23 protein-coding genes and 1 pseudogene are annotated in these 24,607 nt (G+C 45.6%); 17 read left to right on the top strand and 7 right to left on the bottom strand.

Annotation, left to right across the window (positions count from 1 at the left end):
- Positions 1–133 precede the first annotated feature (133 nt).
- Both TW77_RS05940 and TW77_RS05935 read left to right on the top strand, forming a co-directional pair.
- Positions 134–1,027: a cytochrome-c peroxidase gene (locus tag TW77_RS05940; RefSeq protein ID WP_240479459.1), complete on the top strand. Its 894-nt coding sequence runs from the start codon at positions 134–136 to the stop codon at positions 1,025–1,027.
- Positions 1,024–3,837 (top strand): EAL domain-containing protein, encoded by a 2,814-nt coding sequence (locus TW77_RS05935; protein WP_052713057.1) that lies wholly within the window; start codon positions 1,024–1,026, stop codon positions 3,835–3,837. Before TW77_RS05940 ends, TW77_RS05935 begins: the two co-directional genes overlap by 4 nt.
- Positions 3,838–3,848: 11 nt before the next feature.
- On the opposite strand, the gene TW77_RS05930 is transcribed toward TW77_RS05935, so the two are convergent.
- Positions 3,849–4,298, bottom strand: coding sequence for a DUF3293 domain-containing protein (locus TW77_RS05930; RefSeq protein WP_046004042.1), 450 nt, complete (start codon positions 4,296–4,298; stop codon positions 3,849–3,851).
- An 80-nt stretch (positions 4,299–4,378) separates the two neighbouring features.
- Between TW77_RS05930 and TW77_RS05925 the strand changes: the two genes are divergently transcribed.
- The 7 genes from TW77_RS05925 (at position 4,379) to TW77_RS05895 (ending at position 10,754) form a co-directional block, all read left to right on the top strand.
- On the top strand, positions 4,379–5,500 hold the full coding sequence (locus tag TW77_RS05925) for a type 1 glutamine amidotransferase domain-containing protein (protein ID WP_240479458.1): 1,122 nt from the start codon (positions 4,379–4,381) through the stop codon (positions 5,498–5,500).
- Between the two features lie 447 nt (positions 5,501–5,947).
- A complete protein-coding gene (locus TW77_RS05920) occupies positions 5,948–6,280 on the top strand; it encodes a winged helix-turn-helix domain-containing protein (RefSeq protein WP_162197945.1) in 333 nt (110 codons plus the stop codon).
- A 520-nt stretch (positions 6,281–6,800) separates the two neighbouring features.
- The gene (locus tag TW77_RS05915; RefSeq protein ID WP_046004040.1) at positions 6,801–7,220 is read left to right on the top strand and encodes a hypothetical protein; all 420 of its coding nucleotides are present in this window, start codon (positions 6,801–6,803) and stop codon (positions 7,218–7,220) included.
- A 72-nt stretch (positions 7,221–7,292) separates the two neighbouring features.
- Positions 7,293–7,988: a response regulator transcription factor gene (locus TW77_RS05910; protein ID WP_082078847.1), complete on the top strand. Its 696-nt coding sequence runs from the start codon at positions 7,293–7,295 to the stop codon at positions 7,986–7,988.
- A gap of 7 nt (positions 7,989–7,995) precedes the next feature.
- A complete protein-coding gene (locus tag TW77_RS05905; RefSeq protein ID WP_046004038.1) occupies positions 7,996–9,264 on the top strand; it encodes a sensor histidine kinase in 1,269 nt (422 codons plus the stop codon).
- 749 nt (positions 9,265–10,013) lie between these two features.
- Complete coding sequence (locus TW77_RS05900) at positions 10,014–10,328, top strand: DUF6693 family protein (RefSeq protein WP_046004037.1); 315 nt, start codon at positions 10,014–10,016, stop codon at positions 10,326–10,328.
- 105 nt (positions 10,329–10,433) lie between these two features.
- The gene (locus tag TW77_RS05895; RefSeq protein ID WP_046004036.1) at positions 10,434–10,754 is read left to right on the top strand and encodes a DUF2834 domain-containing protein; all 321 of its coding nucleotides are present in this window, start codon (positions 10,434–10,436) and stop codon (positions 10,752–10,754) included.
- Between the two features lie 124 nt (positions 10,755–10,878).
- Here TW77_RS05895 and TW77_RS05890 read toward each other — a convergent pair whose 3' ends face one another.
- The gene (locus TW77_RS05890) at positions 10,879–12,234 is read right to left on the bottom strand and encodes a hypothetical protein (protein WP_046004035.1); all 1,356 of its coding nucleotides are present in this window, start codon (positions 12,232–12,234) and stop codon (positions 10,879–10,881) included.
- Between the two features lie 55 nt (positions 12,235–12,289).
- On the bottom strand, positions 12,290–12,763 hold the full coding sequence (locus TW77_RS05885) for a hypothetical protein (protein WP_046004034.1): 474 nt from the start codon (positions 12,761–12,763) through the stop codon (positions 12,290–12,292).
- Between the two features lie 429 nt (positions 12,764–13,192).
- On the opposite strand from TW77_RS05885, the gene TW77_RS05880 reads away from it, so the two are divergent.
- Positions 13,193–13,459, top strand: a complete 267-nt coding sequence (locus tag TW77_RS05880) for a hypothetical protein (RefSeq protein WP_156158605.1) — start codon at positions 13,193–13,195, stop codon at positions 13,457–13,459.
- 139 nt (positions 13,460–13,598) lie between these two features.
- Here TW77_RS05880 and TW77_RS05875 read toward each other — a convergent pair whose 3' ends face one another.
- On the bottom strand, positions 13,599–15,071 hold the full coding sequence (locus TW77_RS05875; RefSeq protein WP_052713056.1) for a serine hydrolase domain-containing protein: 1,473 nt from the start codon (positions 15,069–15,071) through the stop codon (positions 13,599–13,601).
- Positions 15,072–15,231: 160 nt separating this feature from the next.
- On the opposite strand from TW77_RS05875, the gene TW77_RS05870 reads away from it, so the two are divergent.
- From TW77_RS05870 to TW77_RS05850, 5 genes are all read left to right on the top strand, one after another.
- Complete coding sequence (locus tag TW77_RS05870) at positions 15,232–17,337, top strand: winged helix-turn-helix domain-containing protein (protein ID WP_046004032.1); 2,106 nt, start codon at positions 15,232–15,234, stop codon at positions 17,335–17,337.
- Positions 17,338–17,725: 388 nt separating this feature from the next.
- Positions 17,726–18,085, top strand: coding sequence for a hypothetical protein (locus TW77_RS05865; protein WP_046004031.1), 360 nt, complete (start codon positions 17,726–17,728; stop codon positions 18,083–18,085).
- Positions 18,086–18,107: 22 nt separating this feature from the next.
- The gene (locus TW77_RS05860) at positions 18,108–18,482 is read left to right on the top strand and encodes a hypothetical protein (RefSeq protein ID WP_046004030.1); all 375 of its coding nucleotides are present in this window, start codon (positions 18,108–18,110) and stop codon (positions 18,480–18,482) included.
- Positions 18,483–18,951: 469 nt separating this feature from the next.
- Entirely contained in the window at positions 18,952–19,536 is a 585-nt protein-coding gene (locus TW77_RS05855) for a hypothetical protein (RefSeq protein WP_046004029.1), read from the top strand.
- A 231-nt stretch (positions 19,537–19,767) separates the two neighbouring features.
- A complete protein-coding gene (locus TW77_RS05850; RefSeq protein WP_156158604.1) occupies positions 19,768–20,055 on the top strand; it encodes a hypothetical protein in 288 nt (95 codons plus the stop codon).
- A 28-nt stretch (positions 20,056–20,083) separates the two neighbouring features.
- On the opposite strand, the pseudogene TW77_RS05845 reads toward TW77_RS05850, so the two are convergent.
- Positions 20,084–21,040, bottom strand: a pseudogene (locus TW77_RS05845) (IS110 family transposase).
- Between the two features lie 358 nt (positions 21,041–21,398).
- Between TW77_RS05845 and TW77_RS05840 the strand changes: the two are divergent.
- Positions 21,399–21,758, top strand: a complete 360-nt coding sequence (locus tag TW77_RS05840) for a hypothetical protein (RefSeq protein WP_046004027.1) — start codon at positions 21,399–21,401, stop codon at positions 21,756–21,758.
- 290 nt (positions 21,759–22,048) lie between these two features.
- Here TW77_RS05840 and TW77_RS05835 read toward each other — a convergent pair whose 3' ends face one another.
- On the bottom strand, positions 22,049–22,783 hold the full coding sequence (locus TW77_RS05835) for a zinc-dependent metalloprotease family protein (protein WP_046004026.1): 735 nt from the start codon (positions 22,781–22,783) through the stop codon (positions 22,049–22,051).
- An 11-nt stretch (positions 22,784–22,794) separates the two neighbouring features.
- A complete protein-coding gene (locus TW77_RS05830) occupies positions 22,795–23,298 on the bottom strand; it encodes a hypothetical protein (protein WP_052713055.1) in 504 nt (167 codons plus the stop codon).
- A gap of 778 nt (positions 23,299–24,076) precedes the next feature.
- Here TW77_RS05830 and TW77_RS05825 point away from each other — a divergent pair.
- A complete protein-coding gene (locus TW77_RS05825) occupies positions 24,077–24,607 on the top strand; it encodes a hypothetical protein (protein ID WP_156158603.1) in 531 nt (176 codons plus the stop codon).

Genomic DNA, 24,607 nt, shown 5'->3' with positions numbered 1-24,607 from the left:
GATAGCGGTTTCTTTATTCCAAATCAAATCAGCCGACACTTGCAATTGCTACATTAGTAAGGTGTTTAGCCCCTGTGAGTGGTACTAAAGCGTGATACTGAGATTTCTGATTTGGGCATTACTAAGCAGTTCAGTGTGTATAGCAGCCGAACCCATTTTACCTTTACATAGTGTCGCAACGGATGAGCGTAAAGTGGCTCTGGGGCGGCAGCTGTTTTTTGACACCCGACTGTCGCGCTCTAACGAAGTGAGCTGCGCATCTTGTCATCAGCTGGCAACCCATGGCGCCGATAAGGTGCCGCGCTCAAAGGGCGTAGCCGGACGGCTTGGCGATGTAAGGGCACCCACAGTGTACAACTCAGTATTCAATATTCGTCAGGCCTGGGATGGCAAGGCGATAGATTTAAAAGCGCAGGTCACGCTGCCCGTAGAAAACCCCAAGGAATTTGCAACAACCTGGCCTGAGCTAATCGCCACACTCAACGAGGATAAGTCATTTGTCAGCGCGTTTGAGCAGGTATACAAGGGCGGCCTGTCGAGTGATGCCATCAGCGACGCCATTGCCCATTATGAGCGCAGTCTGATCACCCTGAATGCGCCGTTTGATTTGTGGTTGCAAGGTAAAGGGCCTTTGTCTGAGCAGGCTCAGGAAGGCTATCATTTGTTTAAGTATTATGGGTGTATCAATTGCCATCAGGGTAAAAATGTGGGCGGTAATATGTTTGCTAAAATGGGCACGTTTGGTGACTATTTTGGCGATCGCGGCACCCCAATCGAGCCCGCAGATTATGGCAGGTACAACGTCACAAAGCGTGAAGCCGATAAGTTTACCTTTAAGGTACCGGGTTTACGTCTGGCAGCCAGACAGGCTTATTTTTTTCATGATGGTAGTGAGCAAAGCCTCGAAGGCGCCATTGATACTATGGCCCGCTATCAGCTTGGTCGCTCGCTCAGTAAGGCAGAGCTTGCAGCCATTGCGGCCTTTCTCGAAAGTCTGGTTGGGCATCATCAGGAAATGACGCCATGAAGCGTAACGTAAAGATCAACTTGCCGGTGATAGGCCAGTGCTTGTTAGTCGTGGTGCTGACGGCATTAATGGTGTACTTCTTCCGTGCGCATATTGCCACCGGCGAGCGTCAGCACGAGCAGGTGTCGCATTTGTTTGATGCCAAATCCATCGATGCCAAATTAGATAAGTTTGCGCTTGAACTCAGTGTGGGCAGCTTGCGCCATTTTGACGAACTACAGCAGCTAGACAGGACATTGCAGCAGCTGGTACAGAGGCAGCAAACGCGCCAGGCAGGCATTGAGTATCTGGCATATCTGAGGTTGCTCAGGCATAAAATGGTGCTTATGGAGCAATTAAAAACCCAGGCGGTAGGGATGCGAAATGGCCTGACCTACCTGCCGGTGGTGCTTGATGAAATGGTTGCGTCTAATCACCCTCAGGCACTGCTTGGCAGCACCATACTGGCAAGCCTGGTCACCTCTGGACAGTCGCTGGATGAACTGCTGCTGGATACCCGGATCCGCACTTTGGCACAGGCGACGGTAACCGAACCTGAGCACGCACTGCTTAGCCGTCGCTTCGTCAATCATATTCAGGTTGCAGTCGATTACTATCGTCAGGTGCGGGCAACCCGTCAGGAGTATCTGGCCATTAACAGCAAAGAAGCCTTTGCCCGGCTGTATCGGGCACAAATGGATTTGCACGGCGCTCAGTTGCGCCAAACCCGGACGCTGAGCGAGCAGTTATTTGGCCTGGCGGTGGTTTTGCTGCTGATGCTGTTGTTTATTTTGCAGCGTTTAAACAAGGCAAAAAACCGTGCACTGCAGGCCAGCCAGTTGCTGCATGACGCCATTGAGCGGCTGCAGGAAGGGTTTGCACTTTACGACAGCGAAGGCACCCTGATGCTGACCAACCAGTGCTGGCTTCGCCACTATGGCGTAGCATGTCGCACTCAGTTTCCGCAAACGCTGAATGAGTGGCAACTGCGCCATGCTGAGTTTGTGCATGAGCAAAGTGATACGCCACAACGATTGCAAAAAACGGCGCACGGGCGCTGGCTGCAGATCCGTCACGCCCGCACCGAAGACGGCGGATATGTTTATATCAGCGTGGATGTCACTGAGTTTAAAGAAGTTGAAGCTGAGCTGAAGACCGCAGCGGCGGTGTATCAGGCGACCCAGGAAGGGATCATGACCACCAACGCCAACCTTGAAATAACGGCGGTCAATCCGGCCTTTACCCGCATAACCGGCTATCCGGAGCAGGAAGTATTAGGCAAAAAACCGAACCTGCTCAGCTCGGGGCGTCATGATAAACGTTTTTATGAACATATGTGGCATACGCTTGAAACCAAAGGAGAGTGGGCCGCCGAGATCTGGAACCGGCGTAAAGATGGCACCATTTATCCCGAGTGGCTGGCCATCAGTGCGGTTGAGGATGAACAGGGACAGGTCCAGCAATACATTGCGGTGCTTTCCGATATGACGGAGCGCAAAGAGCAGGAGGCCAAAATTGCTTATCAGGCCATGTATGATGCATTAACCGGGCTGCCAAACCGACGCCTGTTACTGGACAGGATCTGCCAGGATCTGAAACAAATTGAACGCCAGCCACACCTGAGTGCTTTGCTGTTTATTGACCTGGACAGGTTTAAACGGATTAACGATACGATGGGGCATGACGCCGGCGATAACTTGCTGCTGGAAGTCGCCAACCGGCTTAACCATTTGGTACGACGCACAGACACCCTGGCCCGCTTTGGGGGCGATGAATTTGTGTTGCTGCTGAGTCAGATAAGTGAAGTGGAAGACGCCGCAAAAGTTGCAGAAAAGATCCTCACATCACTGGCTCAGCCATTTAACATTAATGGCTTTGAGGTGATCAGCGGTGCCAGCATTGGTATTGCCATCATGCCTGATGATGCCAACGAGCAGCAGGAGATCCTGCGCCGGGCCGACCTTGCCATGTACAAGGCCAAAGAAAGTGGCCGTAATCAGTATCACTATTTTGCGCCATCCATGCAGCAGCAGGTTAACCGTCGTGTTGAGCTGGAGCAATTGCTGCGCAAAGCCATTGCAAACAACGAGCTGGCAGTATTCTACCAGCCCATTATTGAGCTTCAAACGGGCCAGTTGTATGGCTTTGAGGCCCTGACCCGCTGGCCGCATCATGACCAGTTTATTGCGCCTGATGAGTTTATTCCGGTTGCCGAAGAAAGCGGCCTGATCTCTGAGCTGGGCGAGTGGATGCTGATGCGCTCCACCTCAGACATTGCTGCGTTAAACACTAAACTGGGCCTGGATTGTTGTTTGTCGGCCAATATTTCCAGCCAGCAGTATCGGCTTGGGTTTAATGCCACAACTTTGCGTCATATTCTGCGCCAGACCGGGTTTAAGCCGGCTAATCTGGCACTTGAGATCACCGAGAGCATTTTACTGGATGACGACCAGGCGATCCTGGCCTGGCTTGAGGGGCTCAGGGCAACAGGCGCTCACCTGTCGATAGACGATTTTGGTACAGGGTACTCTTCGTTAAGTTATTTGCGCCGCTTCCCCATCAACACCATTAAAATTGATAAGAGCTTTATTCACGAGTTTGCACATGCCCCGGACTCACAAAACCTGGTACGCGCGATATTATCCATGGCCGCCAGCCTGGGGCTGTCGGTGATTGCCGAAGGGGTTGAACATGTGGCTCAGCTCGAAGGCTTAAAAGCCATGGAATGCGACCTGGTACAGGGTTATGTGTATGCCAAACCTATGTCACTGGAAGAGTTGGAGATCTGGTGCAGCGAGTTTGCTCAGGAGCACACTCAGAGCCTGGCCTAGTGGCGCCAGGCTCAGCGACTCACAATCGCGTGATTGTGGTTAGGTAGCGCATCATAGGTTAGACGGGCTCTGAAGGATGTGCCAAGTTGCACACGCTGTTGAGGGTTATACGTGTTACACAACCAGACTTGTTTATCATCCACAAAATAGTAGGCCTTCTGGGCGCACAAAGCAGCCAGGCGCGCGGCGGTGCGCTCGGAACAGAGTATCAGGACACTGAATTCACGATAATCCAGACTGGCATTGGCCCCCCACATGGCATGCATCTGATAGCCCCTGCGCTTGATTGCCTGGTACATCAGGTGCTGGAAACGGCGGTTTTTGGCCTGCGTTTGTTTTGCGCCGTTGGGGTTCCACAAGCTGATAATTGCGCCGTAAAGTGTTGCTGGCAGCGCTCCGTAAGGCCGAAACCAAACCTGCTGATATTGCTGCCAAAGCGCGTTGTCGATTTGATGGTGCATCAATGTTGATGAGTGACTAATTTCACGGTGGCTTCACAGTAGCAGGGATACGCTGAGTCTGTCCAAACAAAGGAGACTCAATGATGAAAAGACCACTGATAGTTACATCTTTATGGTCGCTGGTAAGCGCAGGTGCTATTAATTCGGCCATTGCCGCAGACGAGCCACATGTACTCATGGTGTTAAGTAGTTATGGTAAGCAGGTTGATGGCAAAACCACTCAGCCTGGTTTTGAATTTGATGAGCTGAGTAAAGCCTACCAGGTATTCAGTAACAATGGCATTCAGGTCACGCTGGCCTCGCCGGCGGGTGGCCAGCCACTGGCTGATGAGTACAACAAGGATAAGTCCTACAACCAGGCGTTTCTAAACGACCAGCAGGCGATGAGCGCGCTGTCTGATACCGTTAAGCTTGCCAGTCTTAATGGGCAATCATTCGACGGGGTATTCATTGTGGGGGGCAAAGGACCCATGTTTGACTTGCACCAGGATAACGAGTTGCAGCGCCTGATCCGGGAAATTTATGAGCAGCAGGGCGTGGTTGGTGCCGTGTGCCACGGCCCGGCGGCACTGGTTGACGTGAAACTGAGCAACGGCGACTACCTGGTCGATGGCCGAAGAGTAAATGGCTTTACCAATCTCGAAGAAACCGCGTTTGGTAAAAAATGGCGTCCACAGTTTGAGTTTTTACTGGAGGATAAGCTCAAGGAGCGTGGCGGTTTATTTGAGCAAGATGGCTTAATGCTCAACCAGGTCACCATTGACGGTCGCCTGATCACCGGCCAGAATCCCTTTTCAACCGCAGATACGGCGGTTGCTATGGTGCGTGCCTTGGGTATAGAGGAGGTCAGTGAGCCCGTTTATAAGGACGATCAAAGCGTAAAACTGGCCGAGCTGCTATTTAGAGACAAAGCGGCCGCTGTGGCACAATTCAACAAGTCGCCAGACACTTATGATGTCCAGATGCTGGCCATGCTGGGAGTGTATCAAGCCAAGTTTGCTACCACTCAATTGCAGCTGCACCATGCCATAGAGCTGATGACCTTTGTACAGTCGCAGTTTAACCATCCTATGATTGAGCTGACGATTGCTAAGGCCCATGTTCGGCAAAATAATCAGGCTGAGGCAAAATCCAGCCTATTACGCGCTCAAAAGGCCTACCCCGACAATGCCAAAATTAAGGCCATGCTTGCCACGCTGTAACGCGTTATTCAGTGAAGTATATTGCGGTAACTGGGGTGAGGTTTGCCCCAACCGCAATAATTATGAAATTTACTAATAGCTGAATGAGTGGTTGTTTTATGTCCATTGTAACCAATAACGGTATAAAAGGTGGGGAATAATTTGCCCAGAGCAATCTGATACCCTCAGATGTATCATTTTTGTTTTATATTTGTGTTCTAGTTGTTCAATGTGAATAATTCCTTGCACTCAAGCACGGACAACTCAATAATTTTTCTATTAACAAAAGTCATGTGCTTTCATCGCAAATCGGATTTCAAAAACCCCAGTCAGACGCTACACTAAATGTGCTTGATAACTCAAAACGTCAAAGGAAGTGTGTCTATCATTATGAAGTTAAATGATAAATATGATGCTGACTTTAGCCGTGCAGTATTTGGGCCCTATGAGCTTCACAAAAGGAAAAGGTTGTTAACATATTGTGGTGAAAGCGTGCGCCTTGAGCCTCTTATCTATGACTTATTAGAATATTTTATCTGTCATAGAGATAGGGTGATTGGCCGGGATGAATTGTGCCGGGAGATCTGGCAACAAGAGTATGTCGACAACAATGCTATAAATCGGGCTGTGTCCGAGTTAAGGCGCTGTGTTTCCAAACACAAACTTGGGGTTGACGTGATCAGAACGCATTACCGCAAGGGCTACAGTTTTAACCTGATGGTTGAACTGGATCCCAGACCAAACCCGTTCCGTTGGATAGCTAAGTGGTTTCATCAGGCTGTGCCATGCAAAGGACAGTGATCAATCAAAAAAACTGGCTTTTTAACCAAAAGCCCGCTGGGCAGGCGTCGCTCAGCCAGTCGTGCTTAATATCAATTTCACTTAATACTTGTTCAATTTGAAGGAGCAAATATGACGCTAACGGCGTTAAAAATTTCTCATTTAGAGCAACTAAATGTCCAAATTTTTGCCTAGTTATCGACCCTATTTTCTTGCCTCAAAATAGAACACTTAATTAAGCAAATTGATATGATCTCTTCGTATTTTGTCCTGGTTTAGTGCTTCTCAGCACCTAATCTAGTTTTATACCCGTGCTGGTGGGCCAATTTCTATAATTTGCCTGCCTACGTCACAATCCGCATATTATTTTGAGGCCGTAACCGCTTTTTATGTTTACAAAAGCCAATATTCGCTTGATTTGTTGTAAAGCAAAATGGATGAGCAAGGCGAGGTTTTTTACCCACATAACAATCGCGATTTTTACGAAATAAGCAGGGCATGATAAACTGGCGACCAATAAAAGGACTAACCAGGAGATATGATGGCGCCGCCACTTCAACAACTGACCAGCTGGTTTTGTACGCTGCCTCAGGGCCAAAGACAGGTGCTGACCGAGACACTCAGTAGCGTGTTTACTGAGCTCAATGCGGTGCCTGCCTTAAGCAAAGAACAATCGCTGCTGACACTACTGGACAGCCAACCACCAACAAGCAAAATCATTGCCCTAATTCTTAATCTGCGTACGCAAATCGAACATACCATGACGATGCAGGCCGACACACTGCCAAAGTTAACTGCCGCCGAAGATCTGCTGTTTTATAGTCGCGCACAGGATAGCTGTTCCCTTAGGAAAATAGCCGATGAGCAATGGCACTGGCAGCAGTCACGTGACTCCTGGCTGCAATTAAAACACGCGTATTTATCGTTAGATTATGTTCGCCGCTGGTTGCACACCCACTGAAGTGTATTTCACATTGTTTTCACGAACCTTGCACTAGTCTATAGTCACTTGTTTATTAGTATGGTGGCCGGGATGGCACAAATAAAAGTACTGCTCATTGAAGATAATCAGGATCTGAGCCGTAACATCGGCGAATATTTTGAATCACAGGGTGCTGTGGTGGACTTTGCACACACTGGAGAGCTGGGAGCGAAACTGGCGCTGGAACAATTTTACGATTGTGTGGTCCTAGATGTGATGCTACCCAAAATGGATGGATTGGCTGTCTGTCGGCAATTACGTACAGATGCCAATCGCCATATTCCCATCATCATGCTGACAGCCCGCGATACACTGGACGACAAGCTCAGCGGTTTTTCTCTTGGTGCAGACGATTACCTGACTAAACCATTTGCGCTCGAAGAGCTGTGGGTGCGTTGCAATGCCCTGGCCAGAAGGCACCTGCTTAACAGTGAGCACACACTACGCTTGGGGGAGGGGGAACAGGCTCTGTCGCTTAATAGTCAGACTCAGCAAGTTGAGCGTGCCGAAACCCCCGTTACGTTACAACCAATCCCGTTTAAAATTCTGCGCTTGCTGATGGAGCACCACCCAAGGGCGCTCAGTCGCAGTGAGTTGTGTGACCGTATTTGGGGTGATGAACCGACCGATTCCGATGCACTGCGCTCCCACATCTATCAACTTCGTAAGGCCATTGATAAGCCGTTTGTCAGTCCGATCATCAAAACCATTCATGGCATCGGTTTTGCGCTTGATATAGAAGGATAAGCGACCTGTGAAAGCCACTCAGTTACGCAATCGGATCCTGGTTTTTTTTGTGGGGATTGCGCTGTTCATTAGCGCCTTGTTTGGTGCAGCGAGCTTTTTGTTTGCTTATAGCATTGAAGACCGCTTTTTTATCGCTTTGCTGAACGATGAAGCTCAAACTATTGCCACGCAACTTGCAGCAGGCGAGCAAGCCAAATCCAGGCTGGCGTTCATTCAGTATTATCCCAAGCTAACGGACTTGCCAAAGGCTGTACAGGACGTGCTTGCGCAAGAGCCAAACCGTATTGAATTTAGCGGCGAAGGCGAGGCCCATTATCACCTTAAGAAAATACCAAACGGTTACTTAGTGGCCGAGGTGAGCGAGCAGCTGGTGGTGCGCAAGATTAAAGGCGGTATGCTGACATTTATACTGATCTTGTTTGGTGGTGTGCTGGTTGTGGCGCTGGTGCTGGCTTTTGTCTCTTTAATGATGGCAAAACGCCTGGTTAAGCCTTTGGATACTTTAGTTAAAATAGTAGAAGATGCGCCGGTTGAGCGGTTGCCACAGAATTTTTCGGGGCAATTTGTCAATGATGAAATTGGCGCATTTGCTAAAACGCTGGAGCAGGCACTGGCAAGAATACGACGTTTTATCAATCGAGAGCAGGCATTTACCCGCGACGTTTCTCATGAATTAAGAACGCCCGTTGCGATAACACAAAGCTCGCTCACTTTACTTAAACAAACACCGCTGGATGACAAACAAGCCGAGCTGGTGGGCCGGATAGCAGATGCCCAGCATCAAATCACGCAAAGCCTTGAGGTGCTGCTGGCTTTGGCCAGAGAAGAAACCTTAACCACAGCACAGACCCGCGTGCTGCCGGTGGTGGAGCTGGTGATCTTAAATCAGGCTGAGAAAATCGCCGATAAAGACATTGATGTAGAGGTGGAAGTCGCAACCTCCGTCACGCTGCCCATTGCACCGAGTGCCCTGCAACTACTACTAAATAACCTGGTCGGTAACGCATTTACCCATATCCACAGTGGGGTGGTGACTATCAGCGCCAGCACACAAACCCTTATGGTTGCGGATACGGGGCAGGGGATTGCGAAGCAGCAGCTAAAGACCCTGTTTGAGCCAGGGGCAAAAGGCCCCGACAGCAAAGGAATGGGCATGGGCCTGTCTATGGTTAAGCGCTTGTGTGAAAAACTGGATATTGAACTGAGTGTTTCCAGCTCAGAAGCGGGTAGTGTGTTTTGTTTGAAGTTTCCTGACGGGGATAGCCAGGTTAACTAATCGCTGAGTCATTATTTACTCACAAGATTGGAGTGGTTCGACATGTAAGGCTGATAGTTTCTATCTTCATCCCGGACGCTTGCGAGCCGGGATCTACTTAAACACCACCCAGACGTGCCTTGTTTCGAACAAATCTGACGAACAACGCCACCAATTCACAAACAACCCCTTCACGTCCAAACAACCCGGTCATCCCGGACGCTTGCGAGCCGGGATCTACTTAAACACCACCCAGAAGTGCCTTGTTTCGAACAAATCTGACGAACAACGCCACCAATTCACACAAACCACTCCACCAAATCACACAAACCACTCCGTCATCCGGGAAATGTAGTCAAAAGGTATTATCCTGCGTTATTTTTCACATGCGCTACCAAAAGGATTTATAAGACTACGCCACTATGGTTGTCTGGCAAATGGATATAGCGGTGCGACCATCTTGTCAATGCAATGTGTAAGGGAGAGATAGTCATGCTGTTCCTAAATCAAGACCCCTTGCTAAACAGGAAAAAAGAGGGTCTAATGATACGCATAGATAACGTTGTTCAGGCAGGGAATGAGTCACGTTGTAACGGATTAAGTCACAAACGATTCAAAACAAAAGTTACTCATCAAAAACCAATCCCCTTAGTATAAATCACACCAGCCGGATACGGCGTACAGGCAAAGGCCCAGATCAACAGGAGATTATGTGTAATGTTCAAGCATAAATACTGAAGTGTTTGGCAAAAATAGAAAAAGGAGTAAAAATGAGAATTCAGGCAGATGTAGGGACATTAGATATTCTAGGTCATTTAATACTTTGGTTTATTTTAATATTAATAACATTTGGTATTGGTGCTTTCTTTTTCCCGTACTCATTCTCTAAATTTATAATTAATCGTTCAAAAGTCATTGATGACAACGGAAACCCAAGGCAAATGGTATGCTATACTGATATCTTTGGAAATATAGGCCATGTAATCTTATGGATTATCATATCCATAATTACTCTTGGGTTAGGTTACGCTTTTTATTTTTACAAAGTCTGGAACTACTCTTTAAATAATACAACCATTGAGTGATTTTCAATCTAAAAAGCACTTTAACTAAATGACAAAAAACAGCAGGCTTGCGCTTCTTCGCCGCTAACTTCAGCCTGCTATTTTGCGCCAGTCAAGGGTGACTAAATGGTAAGGTTTTATCTGGTTCTGGCCGTGCTAGGAATTTTGCTACCTTATGGCGCGCTTGTTCCTTGGGTAGCAACCAATGGCCTGGATATTGGTCTTTTTTTTAGTGAAGCGGCGGCAAACCCAATTAGTGTATTTGCTTGGCTTGATGTTTTGGTTGCGGCGATTGCTTTATTAGGTTTTATCTTAGTGGATGGCGAAAGGCACAAAGTGAAGCACCGGTATTTTGCTGTGTTGGGGACTTTGTTCGTCGGCGTATCGTTTGGGCTGCCACTGTATCTATACCTTAAAGAAAGGCAGTCATTTCAGTCACAGCCTTAGCAACTAGACTTAGCACCTGGTACGTCCGAAACACGCAGACACTCAGTGATATCAGCTTCACTTATCGATTTTTAGCCCACCTTTGAGCTTATTCGCCAAAAAACGCCCGCCAAAAGTCACTAAATTACTTGTCAAAAAACCATTCAAACCAGGCTGACTTCTGAGTATCTGGGTCATTTCTCAGCTGATATAAGGCATCAAATTGAGCGAGGTCCAGCTCAGCCGGTGGCGCAAAGCCGGGGCTGTCTTGCGCTAACGTTACACCATTTTTACGGCCTTTTTCAGTGACCTCACAGACTCCGTTTTTGCATGAGACATCCGGCTCGGGGAGTGAAATGCGTTCTTCAGAGTGGGAGATAACATAGCGCTCGCTGGTGCTATTTGCTTCAGTGAAAGTTTTAAACTGCGCGGGCGAGTCACTGGCAGGCATACCCGCCGTTACTTCTGCCATGTGTGCCAGAAATTGGTAGCTACCCCGGTGAGAGAGCGCGCCTAGACCGGGCTGCGTGATAAAAGACACAAAGCCTTTGTCCAGGGCACTGTCAGACAAGGCACCACTGTTCGTCAGGCGACCTATTGTGGCTTGATCTTTTTGTGTAAATCCGACTGTCAGCTTTTGGCCGTCGGCATTAAAATGCCCTTCATTGAAATTACCCAGTAACTTGCCGTCGTCATGCCGCCTGTAGTTGCCAAGATCACTGGCGAGTTTTTTAATGTAGGTAAAGTCTATGTCATTTTGATCCGCATATTGATACATGTCAGCCAGTACATCCCTGTCTTGCTGGGTCAAAAATTCATAATTGCTGCGCTCTAAGTTGTTTAAAGACATACCTTGTGCGCCGTTTTGTACTTTAGGTTCATTGCCGCCAAACAAGTCTGCTACCATAAGCGCATAGTATTGCTCAGATTCACTACCCTTTGCTTGCGCAGACAGGCTCATATCTTGTACTGCAGACTCAAAGTGTGACTGTGCTTGCGATATGTAATTATCGGGGAGCATCGCTTTAGCGAGATCTGAAAACGCCTGGTAATGTGTGTCTAACGCAGTTTCAAAAGATGCCGCGGCATTATCATCTTTGAGTGAATGTCGCTTCAACTCGGACAGCGCGCGTTGATCAAGCGCATGCCATTGTTCATAAGCGGCAACCTTTTCTGCCTCTGAAAAGGTATTACTGGGGTCCATAGCGATGGTCTCCAGCTGAGATTTGGACAGTTGCTCAAACTCGAACTTAGCCGAGCCAATCGCTGTTTGTTCGTTCTGAGCTTGCCACGTTGACACACTTTTGTTCTGAGTAAAGGGTTGTTGAGTCAAACGGGCGGCGTCAATGGCTTGCTGTGCTTCTTTAAGTCTCACTGCCAGTGAAGAAACTGACACCTGTGTACTTTGTGTGCTGCTCTGGCTGGTAGTCGTATTCGAGCGATGTGAGTTAGCAGGTGAGGCTTGCGTTTTTGCGTGCCATCGGGTGTCTGATATATCCATATTTACTGTCCCAAAAATGAGATAACCCCTTATTAAATAAGGGGCTAAATTTGACTTAGTTGGCCGAATAGTGGAATGTCACACTTTCCTTTCTGTTCGGCTCAAGGTAATGGAAACTACCTGTTGCATCTACACGATGCACGATTGATGCTGTAATACCCGCTTTGAATTCAAAGCCATTAAATGCGGTCACATGACCTGAAGAATTTGGCTGTATCTCAACACACTTAATAGGGTTATTGGTATACGCTCGATAGTAGCACAACTCAGCCGTTTCGGTGGTCGACTCTGAGAAATTTGCAGAGACGTAGCTGATACCTGTGATTGTCCCTGTTTTGTCTCTATATGGAATATCTCTTAAATCCATGTTCAATACATAAAATAACTCACTGGAAAGTCCACCAGCAGAGCTTAATACCAGCATTCTATTAGGTTGTCTTTCTTTGGTGATATTATAATCGGTAGCGAATGATTGGCCACTCATTACCAGGGTAGATAAAAGTAGAGCAGAAGCAGACATTTTATTCATTTAAACAACTCCTTATTGAATGTCTATTTATGGTATTTTCTATTACCGATCGCAATGCTATTAGATTTTAATATTTGTGTCAATGTGTTGTTTTTATTGATTATTTTGCAATTTTAAAGTCTTGGGTTGTGCGTTTTAATGCCTGTTAAAGGGAGGTTGTAAACGACTGAAAGCGATTTTAAATGAAACCATTGAGTGAAGATTAGCAAAATAAGCTAAAGCAAGCAGACACCCAGCACTACCAGTGCGCGCAAGGATTACTGAAACACCCGTATATTTCTTTTGGGAACTGTGGTGTTGTTATTCGGTTAGTCTTTTTACAAAGTAAATCGGGCAAGACAGTTTAAGCAGTTCCTTGTCTGGCCATCAACTTGATTTGAATTATATATCTGGGGGGGACTCAGATTACAGCTTTATAAGTGAGTAATAATGGAAATAATGATCGTCGCTTCACTACTTCTGACGTACAAAATAACGGAAGTGGTATGTGTGCTAAAAAAGTTCACATCTAAGAAATCGTTTTTTGTTGGCAGTGTGACCACCTTTTTAGTGTTCAACCTAGTAAGCTATTTAGTGCTTAGCAATCGGGAGTATGATGAACCTTATCTCGAAGTCATTGTGTTTTTGATTTCTATTGCAAGCGCGGTCATGGTTGGCATCAAGTGTTATGTGGCTGCGAGTGAAAATGACTACTAAGGTCCAAGGCCAACGAGGTGCCTGTGCTGTATGGAGCGTCATGGGGTAGTTCATATCGGTATGGGGCTGCAAACATTCCCCACACCCGAGCTTGCAAAGCTTTCGTCTAAGCACAGCTTCGCATCTAGTTAGCTTGGCACTATAAATGCTCAATTAGATAATTGGCAACGGTCAGTACAGGCGTCGTGGCGTCATCCTGGTTAGCGAGAATAATCAGCACTAAGTCCTTTTCCAGAAAAACCCTAAATTCTGCACTGACCCCAATGAATGCGCCGCTGTGTCCTATGACTTTGCCGTTTTTACCCTCCCAGATACCAAATCCATAACCATAGCGAGCTGAATTGAATTCAGGCTTTGCGCTGTAGGCCAATTCGCTATAATGACTCGACAGTAACTTGTGGCTGGTCAATGTCTTGGAGAAAGCATAAAGGTCTTTAATGGTGGAATAGCTACCGCCTGCTGAGTTTCCTTTAATTGCATGAATAAACCAGTTAGATTGCATGGAGTTTAATTTGTCGGAGTAGAAATATCCCATTGCCATATTTGGCGTTACGCCATCAACATCATAGTTACCCGTGTTAGGCATCCCAGCTTTGTCGAATATGTGCTCTTTTACATAAGTATCGTAAGACTCCTGAGTTATGGACTCTATGACTAATCCTAATAAAATCATCCCCTCATTACTGTACCTGAAGCGTGTGCCGGGTTCGGCTGTAAGCGGCAGGTACTTTAAAAAAGGTAAATGATCGCTCAGATTGCGTAAATCATTAGGATGGGTTTTCGGATAGCTCGGATAACCCAGCCCTGAAGTATGGCTGAGCAGATGTGCAATGGTGACCTTTTCAAATGCGCCTTTGCCAAAGTAATCCCTGTTAAGGTATTTCACCACCGGATCCTGCAATGATAGCTTTCCCGCTTCAACGAGCTGTAGCACACTGACTCCGGTGAACATTTTGCTAATACTCCCCAGGTTAAACTTAGTTTGGAGATTATTAGGCACGCTAAAGCGTCGCTCAGCGAGCCCTTTTGCGCTTTGATATAACACGCCCTCACTGTCTGCCAATAGGACAGTACCCGAGAAAGCTCCGTTGTTTGCTATTTTATTGATATATTCACTCAGTTTTTCTGCTAACTCAGCTTTGGTTAAGCGCTGGTTATTGCTCAAAATGCTTGGCTGTTGTGGGGTTAGGTAAAGCCCGGTTACTTTATGCGGTTTCTCAGTCGAGAGGTTTGCGGTGACTGTGTAAATCAGCTCTGTACTTTTTGAGAGCATGTTGCCCCTTACTGTTGAGCGCTCTGGGTCTTGCGGCAGAGTTTTATGAACTTGCATTGACTGATGACGGTGTTTAACAGACTTAAGCCAGCCAATGTACCTTTGTCTTCCTTCTCCTCCCCATCTATTCAGTGCGTCTGAATGAAAATACAAATCGACGTAGTGTTCTATGGCCTCTGATTTAGGGCTTTGCAACATTTCAATCAATGCTTGCAAGTGTGCAGGTTTGTCAAAACTCTGCTCTTCATTTGCCAATAAATTTGCACTCGTTAGCATTAAAAAGGTGAGAATACCCATTAAAGCAAACCTGGATGAATGCACTAATCGCTCACTGTTCATTATTACCTGCCTTTGTTTTGTCGTTAGAATCGATAGATAAATCGTGCTAATTTAGCGTTTCACGAGCAATGTGCCTGTGCATTGTACTTTTGGCGATGCACAAAGCATTAAGGTTTCGTACGGATTTGATTAAGAAAAAATAAGTAAGGAATACAGTATTTTGAACTTGAACGGCCCAAGCCAATCAGAGCTGAATGACAATCTCGATGAGTCTGATAAAGCGCAGTTTTGGCTTAATGAAACGCGGGTGTCACCTTACACCGGAGAGCTGTTCCAGGGTCAGTTGGTGTCGCGTCTTGAACCAAAAGTAATGGATGTACTCGTCATGTTGGCGAACAATGCAAACGCGGTGTTAAGCCCACAGACAATTTTTTCGCATGTATGGCCTCGCTCTATCTATAGCCCGGTTTCGATCCGAAGGGCCATTAGTCAAATCAGAATTGCACTGAATGACCATGATAAAACAGTACTAAAGACTCACCCCAAAAGAGGGTATGCATTGTATGCTGACGTACGTCATGTTGCCGAGCGAGGTTCACTCTCATCAGAGCAACAGACACTCTCTTCAACTTTGCAGCAACCCAGGCGCGAAAAAGGACATCTAAAAACAATGGTGCTCACCGTTAGCTCGGTTGCACTGATATGTATTTGGTTGTTTTCAGTCATGCTTCAAAGTTCGGCTTCGAATCCACCTGAAGTTGAAAATATTCAGCCTTTAACGGCAAGCCCGCAAAATGAGTATTACAGCCGGTTTACGCCAGACAGCAAAGCAATCGTGTATTTAAAAGCGAACGCTGACGACCCAAATGCCACTGAGATTTGGCTCACTGCCGCTGATCGTTCTCATAGCCAAAAAATATGGGAGCACAATGCAGATATCCGTTATTTTTCCTGGGCTGAAGCCAACCCTGCATCAGCTGGATATCGTCTGGTGTATGCAGTTCAGCAGCCTGACCACTTGCAGTTTGAGAGTGTGTTGTTTGACAGTCATTTTCAGGTGGAATCCCGTCAGATTCATTTTGACCTGGCCGGGAAAATTGGTATCAGCACGTTCGTGACATTGGGCCAGAATGTATACTTCCTGGCAAAGCATGAAGCAGTCAACCGCATCTATCTTGGTGATTTAAACACTGGGAAAACAGAGGTTTTGCTCAGTCCCACTGAGCAGTTTAACCCTTATCGTATTGCACTATCAGCTGATAAAAACTCACTCACTGTGCTGGGTTTTGATCGGCAGCGGCACTCAATCATTAAAAGGTTCAGCCTGACGGATGGGAAAAGTGAGGTGATTGCAGATCTTGGGCCTAATTGGTACTTCATTAACTATGTTGAAGCGCTAAATGGCTACTTACTGAGTGATGGCAAACATCTGCAATTTCTGGATGAAAGCAATCAGCTTAAAGATATTGCGTTTGAAAATTACGATTTTCTGCATTTTCCAAGTGTTTCACCCAATGGTAAATTACTCACTTTTACACAGACAAAACTGCAGGGTGACGCCTATATTCATTGGTATGAACAGGGCGAAGCGCAGCGCCTTAGCAATTCGAATCGTCATACGTGGCTAGTCAGTCTTTCTCCGTCAGGCAAATATGTAACATTTGTCTCAAACCGCAATGGGTATGCGCAAATATTTGTTAAAGCGCTGACTGACGGACGTGAATGGTTAGTCTATGCAAATCAACAGCAACACCTTGCTTTATCCCAGCCAGTATGGAATGAAAATGAAACTAAGCTCGCGTTTGCACGAAACGGGTTATTGACCACGGTTGAGTGGCAGCAAAATAATCACCAAGCAGTTAATGAAACTCAGATTGTTGGCACTCCGACTCAGTGGCTGGACCAAGGGTCGCGTATTTTATTTGAACGCAAGAGCGCGGATGAAACTCTGTGGTTTGAGTATGCAGAGGGTCACGACCCCATACATAAGCGCACACTGAAAAAAGGGAGGCTCGTGGTGACCAACGCCGGGCACTTTGTGGTGACTAAACGCGGGGTACAAAGAGGAAATGGACAAACCATTTTTGCTGCACCAGAGCATCAACGGATCGTCGCGCACAAATGGCATAAAAATGCGCTGTGGCTGCTCATAGAACATAGCGCGTCTGTGTATCACCTAAGGCAAATATCAACAGAGGGTAAAACCTCGCAGTTGATACGTACTCTTCCTGCCCCTGATGGCATTGTGTCGGACTTTAATGAAGCTGGGGTTGTTTATTCAGATCTTGAAGCAGACAAGGATATTGTGACACTGGAGCTGCGTTAGCCTGGCTGGCGGTAAAGTAAAACAGGGGCACCGACACTTATGCCAAATAGACAGGCTTTGTCTGCCCAGCACGGGGGTTACTTGTTATTCGGTTCGTTTTTGATGAAATAAATTAAGTAAACCAGAGCTGGCAGTTCCTTGTGTGGTCACCATATTGATTTGAGTCATAAATATCAGGGGGTTACTCAGATAATGGTTTTATCAGTGCGTAATAATGGCGATAATGTCGCCGCTTCACTGCTTCTTACATACCAAATAACGGAAGTGGTATGTGTGCTGAATAAGTTCACATCTAGTAAAAATACCCGGTGAAGTAACCGGCTGCAGGTTTTGGTGATGAGTTCGCCAATCTGGCATTGTAATAAATTGAAATTTTAGGGATCCACAAATGAAGTACCTGGCTGTCCCCTTACTGCTAATAAGTCTGGGGACACAGTCCCAAGAGAGCGAAGCCGAAGTCTTAGACAAGTATGTCGAAATCCAACAACATAGCTTCCTGGCTGCACATCTCGATGATAAGTGTAAGTTCTTGAGCTCCTCGGATCGTCTGCTGCTAGATCAGGCCATTAAAGCTTTGGGGGATGAGATTACGCTTCATCCACTTAATAAGGTTAAGTCACTGGGCAACCCGTTTCTCTCTGCGACGATGAAAGAACGTGCTGAGTTATATCATTGCGACGAAGGTGTCGAGACATACGTGCAAAGTAAAATTGATATCGCAAAAATCATTTTAAAACACTATCAATAACTGCAAGGAAAAAAGGACCTTAATGAAAAAGTTACTATTGGCAGCTGCTGCCTTAACATCTGCTGCAAGTTTTGCAGGCTCAGCAGATATGGAGCGGGCTTTCTTTGATAAAATTGTGGAAATGCAACAACATAACCGTCTTAGTATCCATTTGGATGAAAAATGTAAGTACTTAAAACCAAATGTACGCAATGAGCTCGAAGTGGCGTCTAAGAAAGCTGGACAACTCATCCTTGCACACCCAATGAACAATATGGGGAGTGGGGCCAACACATTTGTCGATGTTAAAATGCATGAGCGTTCTCAAGAAATACCGTGTAATAACAAAGCTAAAGCTCAGGTCGAAGATACTCTCAGGATTGCACGACAGTTTATGGTCATTATGAATCAGTCGTAACCAACAAAGTTACGCACGCTTGGCACTAAAGCTCGCTTTGCTTGGAGACTATTCATGAATCAGTCTTAACTTGAACTGTCAGATCTGATTTTTAGGGTTGAATCTGATCTGACAGTGAGTAGGAGCTTTGTGCCAGAAGCGGACCTAAAAGCGTAACTCGTTTCTGCCCCAAGATGAGTTAAAGTAAATGCCCTAAGTGCGGCCTAGAGCGAAGAAAGGGAGTCGGTAGCGAACAAAACTATGTAAGCCTTTTTACAAAGTGCCTGATTTTGTCCTATAACATTATTACTCGCCGCTTTGGGTAAAGTGACAAGCTGGAATTTGCTGTCGTGTTATCTGCCTGTTTATATTAGCAATTATTGGTGGAATTCTGAAGGTATGTAATATGCGCCGCTTTGGTGTGTTATAAACTACCATAGTGGTGCAGAATAAGTTGTTAGGGCTCAGAGAGAAAGTGAAGGAAATTGAAATGACTTTAAAAGCTGCAAAAGCAGAGCTCAGATCTGCCAAAAGAGCTATTGAAAACATGAAGTCCGCCGACAATTTCGAGATATTCGAAGAAGAGTGGCGAAGCTTTCTCAATAGTCTAGAGAAAGTTTGGAACAAGGCGGAGCGTGGTTGCCAACATTGTCGGAATACTTTTCAACCATGGCAAGGTCAATTTTCTAAAGATCGCCGTAAAGACCAATTACTAAAGTATCTTAAGCAAGCTCGTGATGCAGACAACCACTCAATACAAGAGGTGACTGAAGTTAAACCTGGTCACCGCACTATGAATTTCGTTAACCCAAATGGTGGTCATATTAAAGATATGCGCATTGTAAACGGACAGGTGGTTCACTACGAGGGAGATCCGATGATAGTAGCAGATCACCCGCCAACAGTTGTTGCTTTAAAAATTAAAAACTCGGGTAATTGGTATAATCCACCAAGAGAACATATGGGAGTAGCACTCAAATCGACTCATCCCGTTGAAATAGCAGAGTTAGGATTAACTTACTACCAATCGTTCTTGGATAAAGCGGAAGAAAAATTCTTTAAAACAAAGCCCTAACAAATTGCTTAACAAAGACTCCTAACGCTTGGCGATCTCAGTCTCAATATGGTTTCCTTGTTTAAGGCACAATATTAAAGTTAAGCGGAATGGCGTTATCGCTTGTTAGCAAGGCGTTAGGCTATCGGATTAAGCTGTAAATTTCGCTACATAAATATAAAAAAAATTAAATTTGCATATTTTTTCTTATGTGTTTTAATGATCTTCAGCATCTATCAAGAGGATTTTGAAATGGCTTTACAGAAAAGATATAAAATTGCGTTGGAAACTAAGCTTGATCAACTGTGGCATCAAGGGTTCTGCATCATAGATAGGTGGGAACTAGCATCGTGGTTCAACAAAGAAAGAATCACGAATGTTGTCTGGCGAGAAATTTTAGAAAATTGGCAAGAGATTTATGATTTAGAACCAAATGAATGTCCACTAGAAGTTATTAAATGTGATAGTACAACAACACCTCAAACATTCGTAATTATTCAAGCAAAACGACGTAAGACTATGAACTCTATGGCAGAATAAGCCTAACAAGAGACTATGGCGTCAATAACTAAATTTCAGCAATTGGCGCTTCCCACATTGTTCGGTCTCTGAGCATCGAGTTCAAGGTAACGACCATCTTTCTAACACAGGCAATTAAGGCCACTTTTTTCGGTTTTCCTGATGTGACCAGCTTTTGATATTGCGCTTTGAAAACAGGGTTGGATTGGATGGCTGACATCATAGCCATATATAAAACAGTCCTAACCTAGTGGCGGCCACCTTGTATTTTTCGCATCCCTTTGAAGCGGCCGCTTTCGCGATTAACTGGCGCGACACCAACCAATGCAGAGGCTTGTTTGTTGGTCATGTAACCGAGTTCAGGCAAGTTGCTGATGATAGAGGCAGCGGCGATTTTCCCGATCCCTTTCATACTTTGTAATAGAGAGTTCTTTGCCTGATATTCAGGGCATGATTCGATCAGTTTGATGATTTTATTTTCAATTTTTTGGATCTGATTTTTGAAGGCGGTTAGGATCGGTTTTATTGTCATCGCCAGTTCTTTGTGCAAATTATGTAGCCTGTTTTTCTCCATGGTCTGCATGACAAGCAGTTGGTTTCTTCTTGCGACCAAATCGCTCATAAGCCGCATAGATTCGGGCTTTAGCTTAGATAGAGGCGGCTTGATTGCTGCGCCGTAGTGTGCAATCAGCTTGGCGTCTAGTTTATCGGTTTTGGCTCGTTGGCCAATTGCACCGGCGAAGCGTTTCACATGAATGGGGTTGGCAATAACAAACGGTAAACTTGCTTTGGAGCATGCAAGAATGAATGGCATCTCGAGCCTGCCAGTGGCCTCAATAACGATACGTTCAGGTTTGTATGGCTTTATCTTTTGAATCGCGTTACGGATCCCTTGCTCGTCATTTTTGACAGTGAAGTGAATATCTAAAGGTCGTATATAAATATCGAGCTGAAACTTGCCGGTATCGACACCAATGTTGATGCTTTGATTTGTTTTGGTATTCATATAAGCTAACTCATGCTTGCAAAATGCGGGCTCGAGGCCCGGTAGACTATTCGAGTGTGGTGCTTGGGGTCTTTTACTGCGTTCATTCTTGTTACCGGTCTCTCAATAGAGGAGCCAACATTCAATCGAACTACTGTAAAAGAAGGCTTTAGTTGCAGCTAAAGCCTGGGTCTCACTTTACCCTAAATCGGTAAGATAAATAAATTTGATGGGTCTATTATCCATACAAACAGTTCAAGAGGGATTCAGCACGCGTGGCATTTTTGGCATGCGGTGATTTCGGTGTTGAAGTGCCATGCAGTAACATCGGTATTGCGTGCTTCACCCCTTAACTGGGCGTATGTATTTGGAGAAAAATATGGATTTTCTCGTAGGTGTAGACCTTCAGGATTCATTTGTTTTGGGTTGGCACTACAATGATCAAACTCTTGAAATTGAACTAGAGTTTAGCATCTGGCCGGAGTCTAAATATTATGAAGCTCCACAAATAGGTGAGCATACTTGCTATCGTTTGGGATCTCTTCTTTTTGAGGGTGTGTTAAGTATTAGTGGGCTCTTGAATCAAAATGATATACAGCCGACCATAGACCTTGACGGTTCAAAAGACTACGGAAACATCGACTACTTTGAAAAGAATCAATCATATTTCAAGGTGGTAGGTGGCTTTGGGAGCATAGAATTTGAAAGCTCAGGTGTTCATTTTAAACTACGTACATAACAAGCTACTTAAAAGGACGCATTCGTCCTAACTCATTTCTGTCCAGAAACGAGCTGAACGATCATCCGACTTTCGCTCGTAGCGGTTTGTTAGGTGAAGTCCAACTCTATTCATCGAAACTGTCAGCTCAGATTTGAGTTAGTACATAGTACAAACTTTCCCACTCCCAGTTTTTTTACTGTGCATGTGCCGTACTCTTAGCCCCAATGCTTCGTTTTACCGGACTAAACAAAAAGAGCGCTCGTCGAGCGCTCTTTATTCATTCACCTGACAATTGCTCAGGCTGTTTGTTATTTCATATTTGCAATGTCGTCTTTGGTTGCATTCACTGTTTTCCAGGCATATGACTCGCCTTCAACACCGAAAGGATAGCCGTTTGCTGTCCAGTTCGGGTTTGAGAAGTAGTCGTATTGTGTTGCGCTACCAAAGACATGCGGGTAGGCCATGATACTGGTGAATACATTATAAACACCATGTCCCATGCCATCGGTGTATACGCCACCAGAGGTGTCCCCTTGTCTGCGCGCGTGTGTTAAGCCCTGGTTGTGGCCTAGCTCATGTACAAAGGTGGTTGCGCCGCAATCTACCGCAGTAATAGAGTACATTTTGTCAACCTGAGACGGATACAGATTACCGTTGCTGCCCTGACCAACCCAGGCAATACCACAGCTGATCAGGTTACTGCCCGTAGCTGAGCCAACACCCAGTAATGCCACCATGTCGGCACTATTTGCATCACGATATTGCGCGATGGATGTGCTGTTTGTCAGTGCATTTAGCCAGTCTTCATCAGCTGTGACCTGTGCACTGCCAATAGAGTCAGAAGCGACCAGGTTCAGTCTCAAGTTGATTTCGTTTTGGCTGTACACCTGATTAGAAAACGAGATCAGCTGGTTGATTTTTGTCTGGATATTGGATGTTTTAGCTGCAGCTTCATCACTGTACAAAATGGCAATATCTATGGTGTTTGCCTGAGCTAATCCAGAGGCTAAGGTGAGCGCCGTCGCTAAAATTGCTTTTTTCATATTGATTTTCCTTACTTCTTACTTGTTGTTTGAGTGTTGATGGGCGGGGTAAAGAGATCTTTTGCCCCTTCAGCAGGTGCACGCGCCTGAGGCGTGTGTTCTACATGATTCTTATAAAGGTCGCGTTTGGCGGCAATCCAGCCATGCTTGCCGTGGGATTCAAAAACATAATTACCAGAGGGGACAGTGAATTGTCCGTAAATGGCGTCACTTCCGACTGTCATCACTGAATTATGAAAGCGGTTATTAGAGCCGGTAACTGTCGCAAAAACGCTTTTATCGCCATTGGGAAAGACATCCACCTGGGTGACCTCTGCGCGGTGCATTTCGGTGGTCTGAGGGATAGTCAGGTCAAAGGTATCGCCCACTTCCAGTTGCTGCATGGCGGCAAGGTTAAACTCAACATAGGCCTCTTCACTAATATCCCTTGCCAGCACGCCCGCTTCTGTTAACACAGCTCTCGCGTCATCAGAGATTGATGCGATTTCCCCAATATCCAGCGGCAATCGCTCCATGTTCTGCGTTATTTCTGTTGTTGTGTTTGAGGTAATTACTGTTTGTTGCTTGGGTGAACCGGAAACAACAACAGGCGCCGCTTATTCTACGCTTTTATGCACTATTAGTGCATCTTCTTGCACTGATGGGGGTTGTGCAATTTCTGAGTCAGATCCGGAAAAAAGCCAATATGATATAAATATACCTATTAAAATAAGTGAAAATGTCAGTTTCTTCATTTTTTATTCTTCGGTTGGCTGGAAGGGAGGTGAATATAATTAAAGTTAACAAATGTGTCAAACAGGTTTCAAAGTGATGTTTTTATGGTTATTTTGTTATAGTATAACGAATAAAAGTTGTTAATAATAAATAAGTATTAGTTAAAAAATCAGTGCAAAAAGTGGCAGCCGAAGAGCAAAAAAAGCAATAAAAATGAGTTGATTACATCAAGTACTAAAGTCTATGTTTTTGTATTTATTGCTTTTAATGCTCATTTAGTGAAGTAGCTTGTTCCCCTGGGTGTTATCTGTAGCGAATTTTTAAGCCGTTTACAGCTGTCTACGCTTGAGCGTCGTTATTAAAAAGAGCAAATATTTACTCTCATGTGAGATATTAATGGGGTTTATAAATAAACTCATGGGAATATATTATTCGTTTTTATTATATCGGTGTTTAATTAAATTCTCCTCAACTGCTGACTGGGCGCAACGGAGCATCGCCCAAGAGCGATCCCTGCGCCTGATAATTTATTACCAGATTGGTAATGCATTCAGATATCAAAATGGTAACTGGCAGCCCGTGACCGGCTGCTGGGGCGCGACGGATGTCAGTTCATTCACGGTAGATCATGTTTACTGCGTCAACGGGGATGGCACTTTAAAGAAATTCAATAACGCCACAGAAAACTTCGAAGGCAGTTATCGAATTGACAATGAAATCATTACCAAAATTGATGTTGCACTGGGGGGAGAAATTTGGGCAATCACTGAAAGTGATAAGCTGTTTAAGTTTAACGGGGTAAGCTGGGAGCAGCAACCACTGGCCTGTGGCAAGCTGTGCACACTTAAAGATATCGCGGTGGGAAGTGGCCAGGTTTACCTGGTTGCCAGTGTCTATGGTAGTAATGATGGCCCGCAAAGTGTGTACACGCTGAACAACGGTGAGCTGGTTAAGTTCGGTGCTTTTTATAATATTGATGTAGACAGAGAAGGCGTGATCTGGGTCATTTCAAACTACACGCGTACCTTGTTTTACAAGCGCCCGGGTATGAGAGAGTTTGCAGAAGATGCGCAAATGAGCCAGAGGGTTACCTCTAATATTGGTGGGTGA

Source organism: Pseudoalteromonas rubra (assembly GCF_000967655.1).
Taxonomy (GTDB): Bacteria; Pseudomonadota; Gammaproteobacteria; order Enterobacterales; family Alteromonadaceae; genus Pseudoalteromonas; species Pseudoalteromonas rubra_A.
The sequence above is the reverse complement of the archived record's forward strand: the minus strand, read 5'-3'. Positions and strand labels throughout refer to the sequence as shown.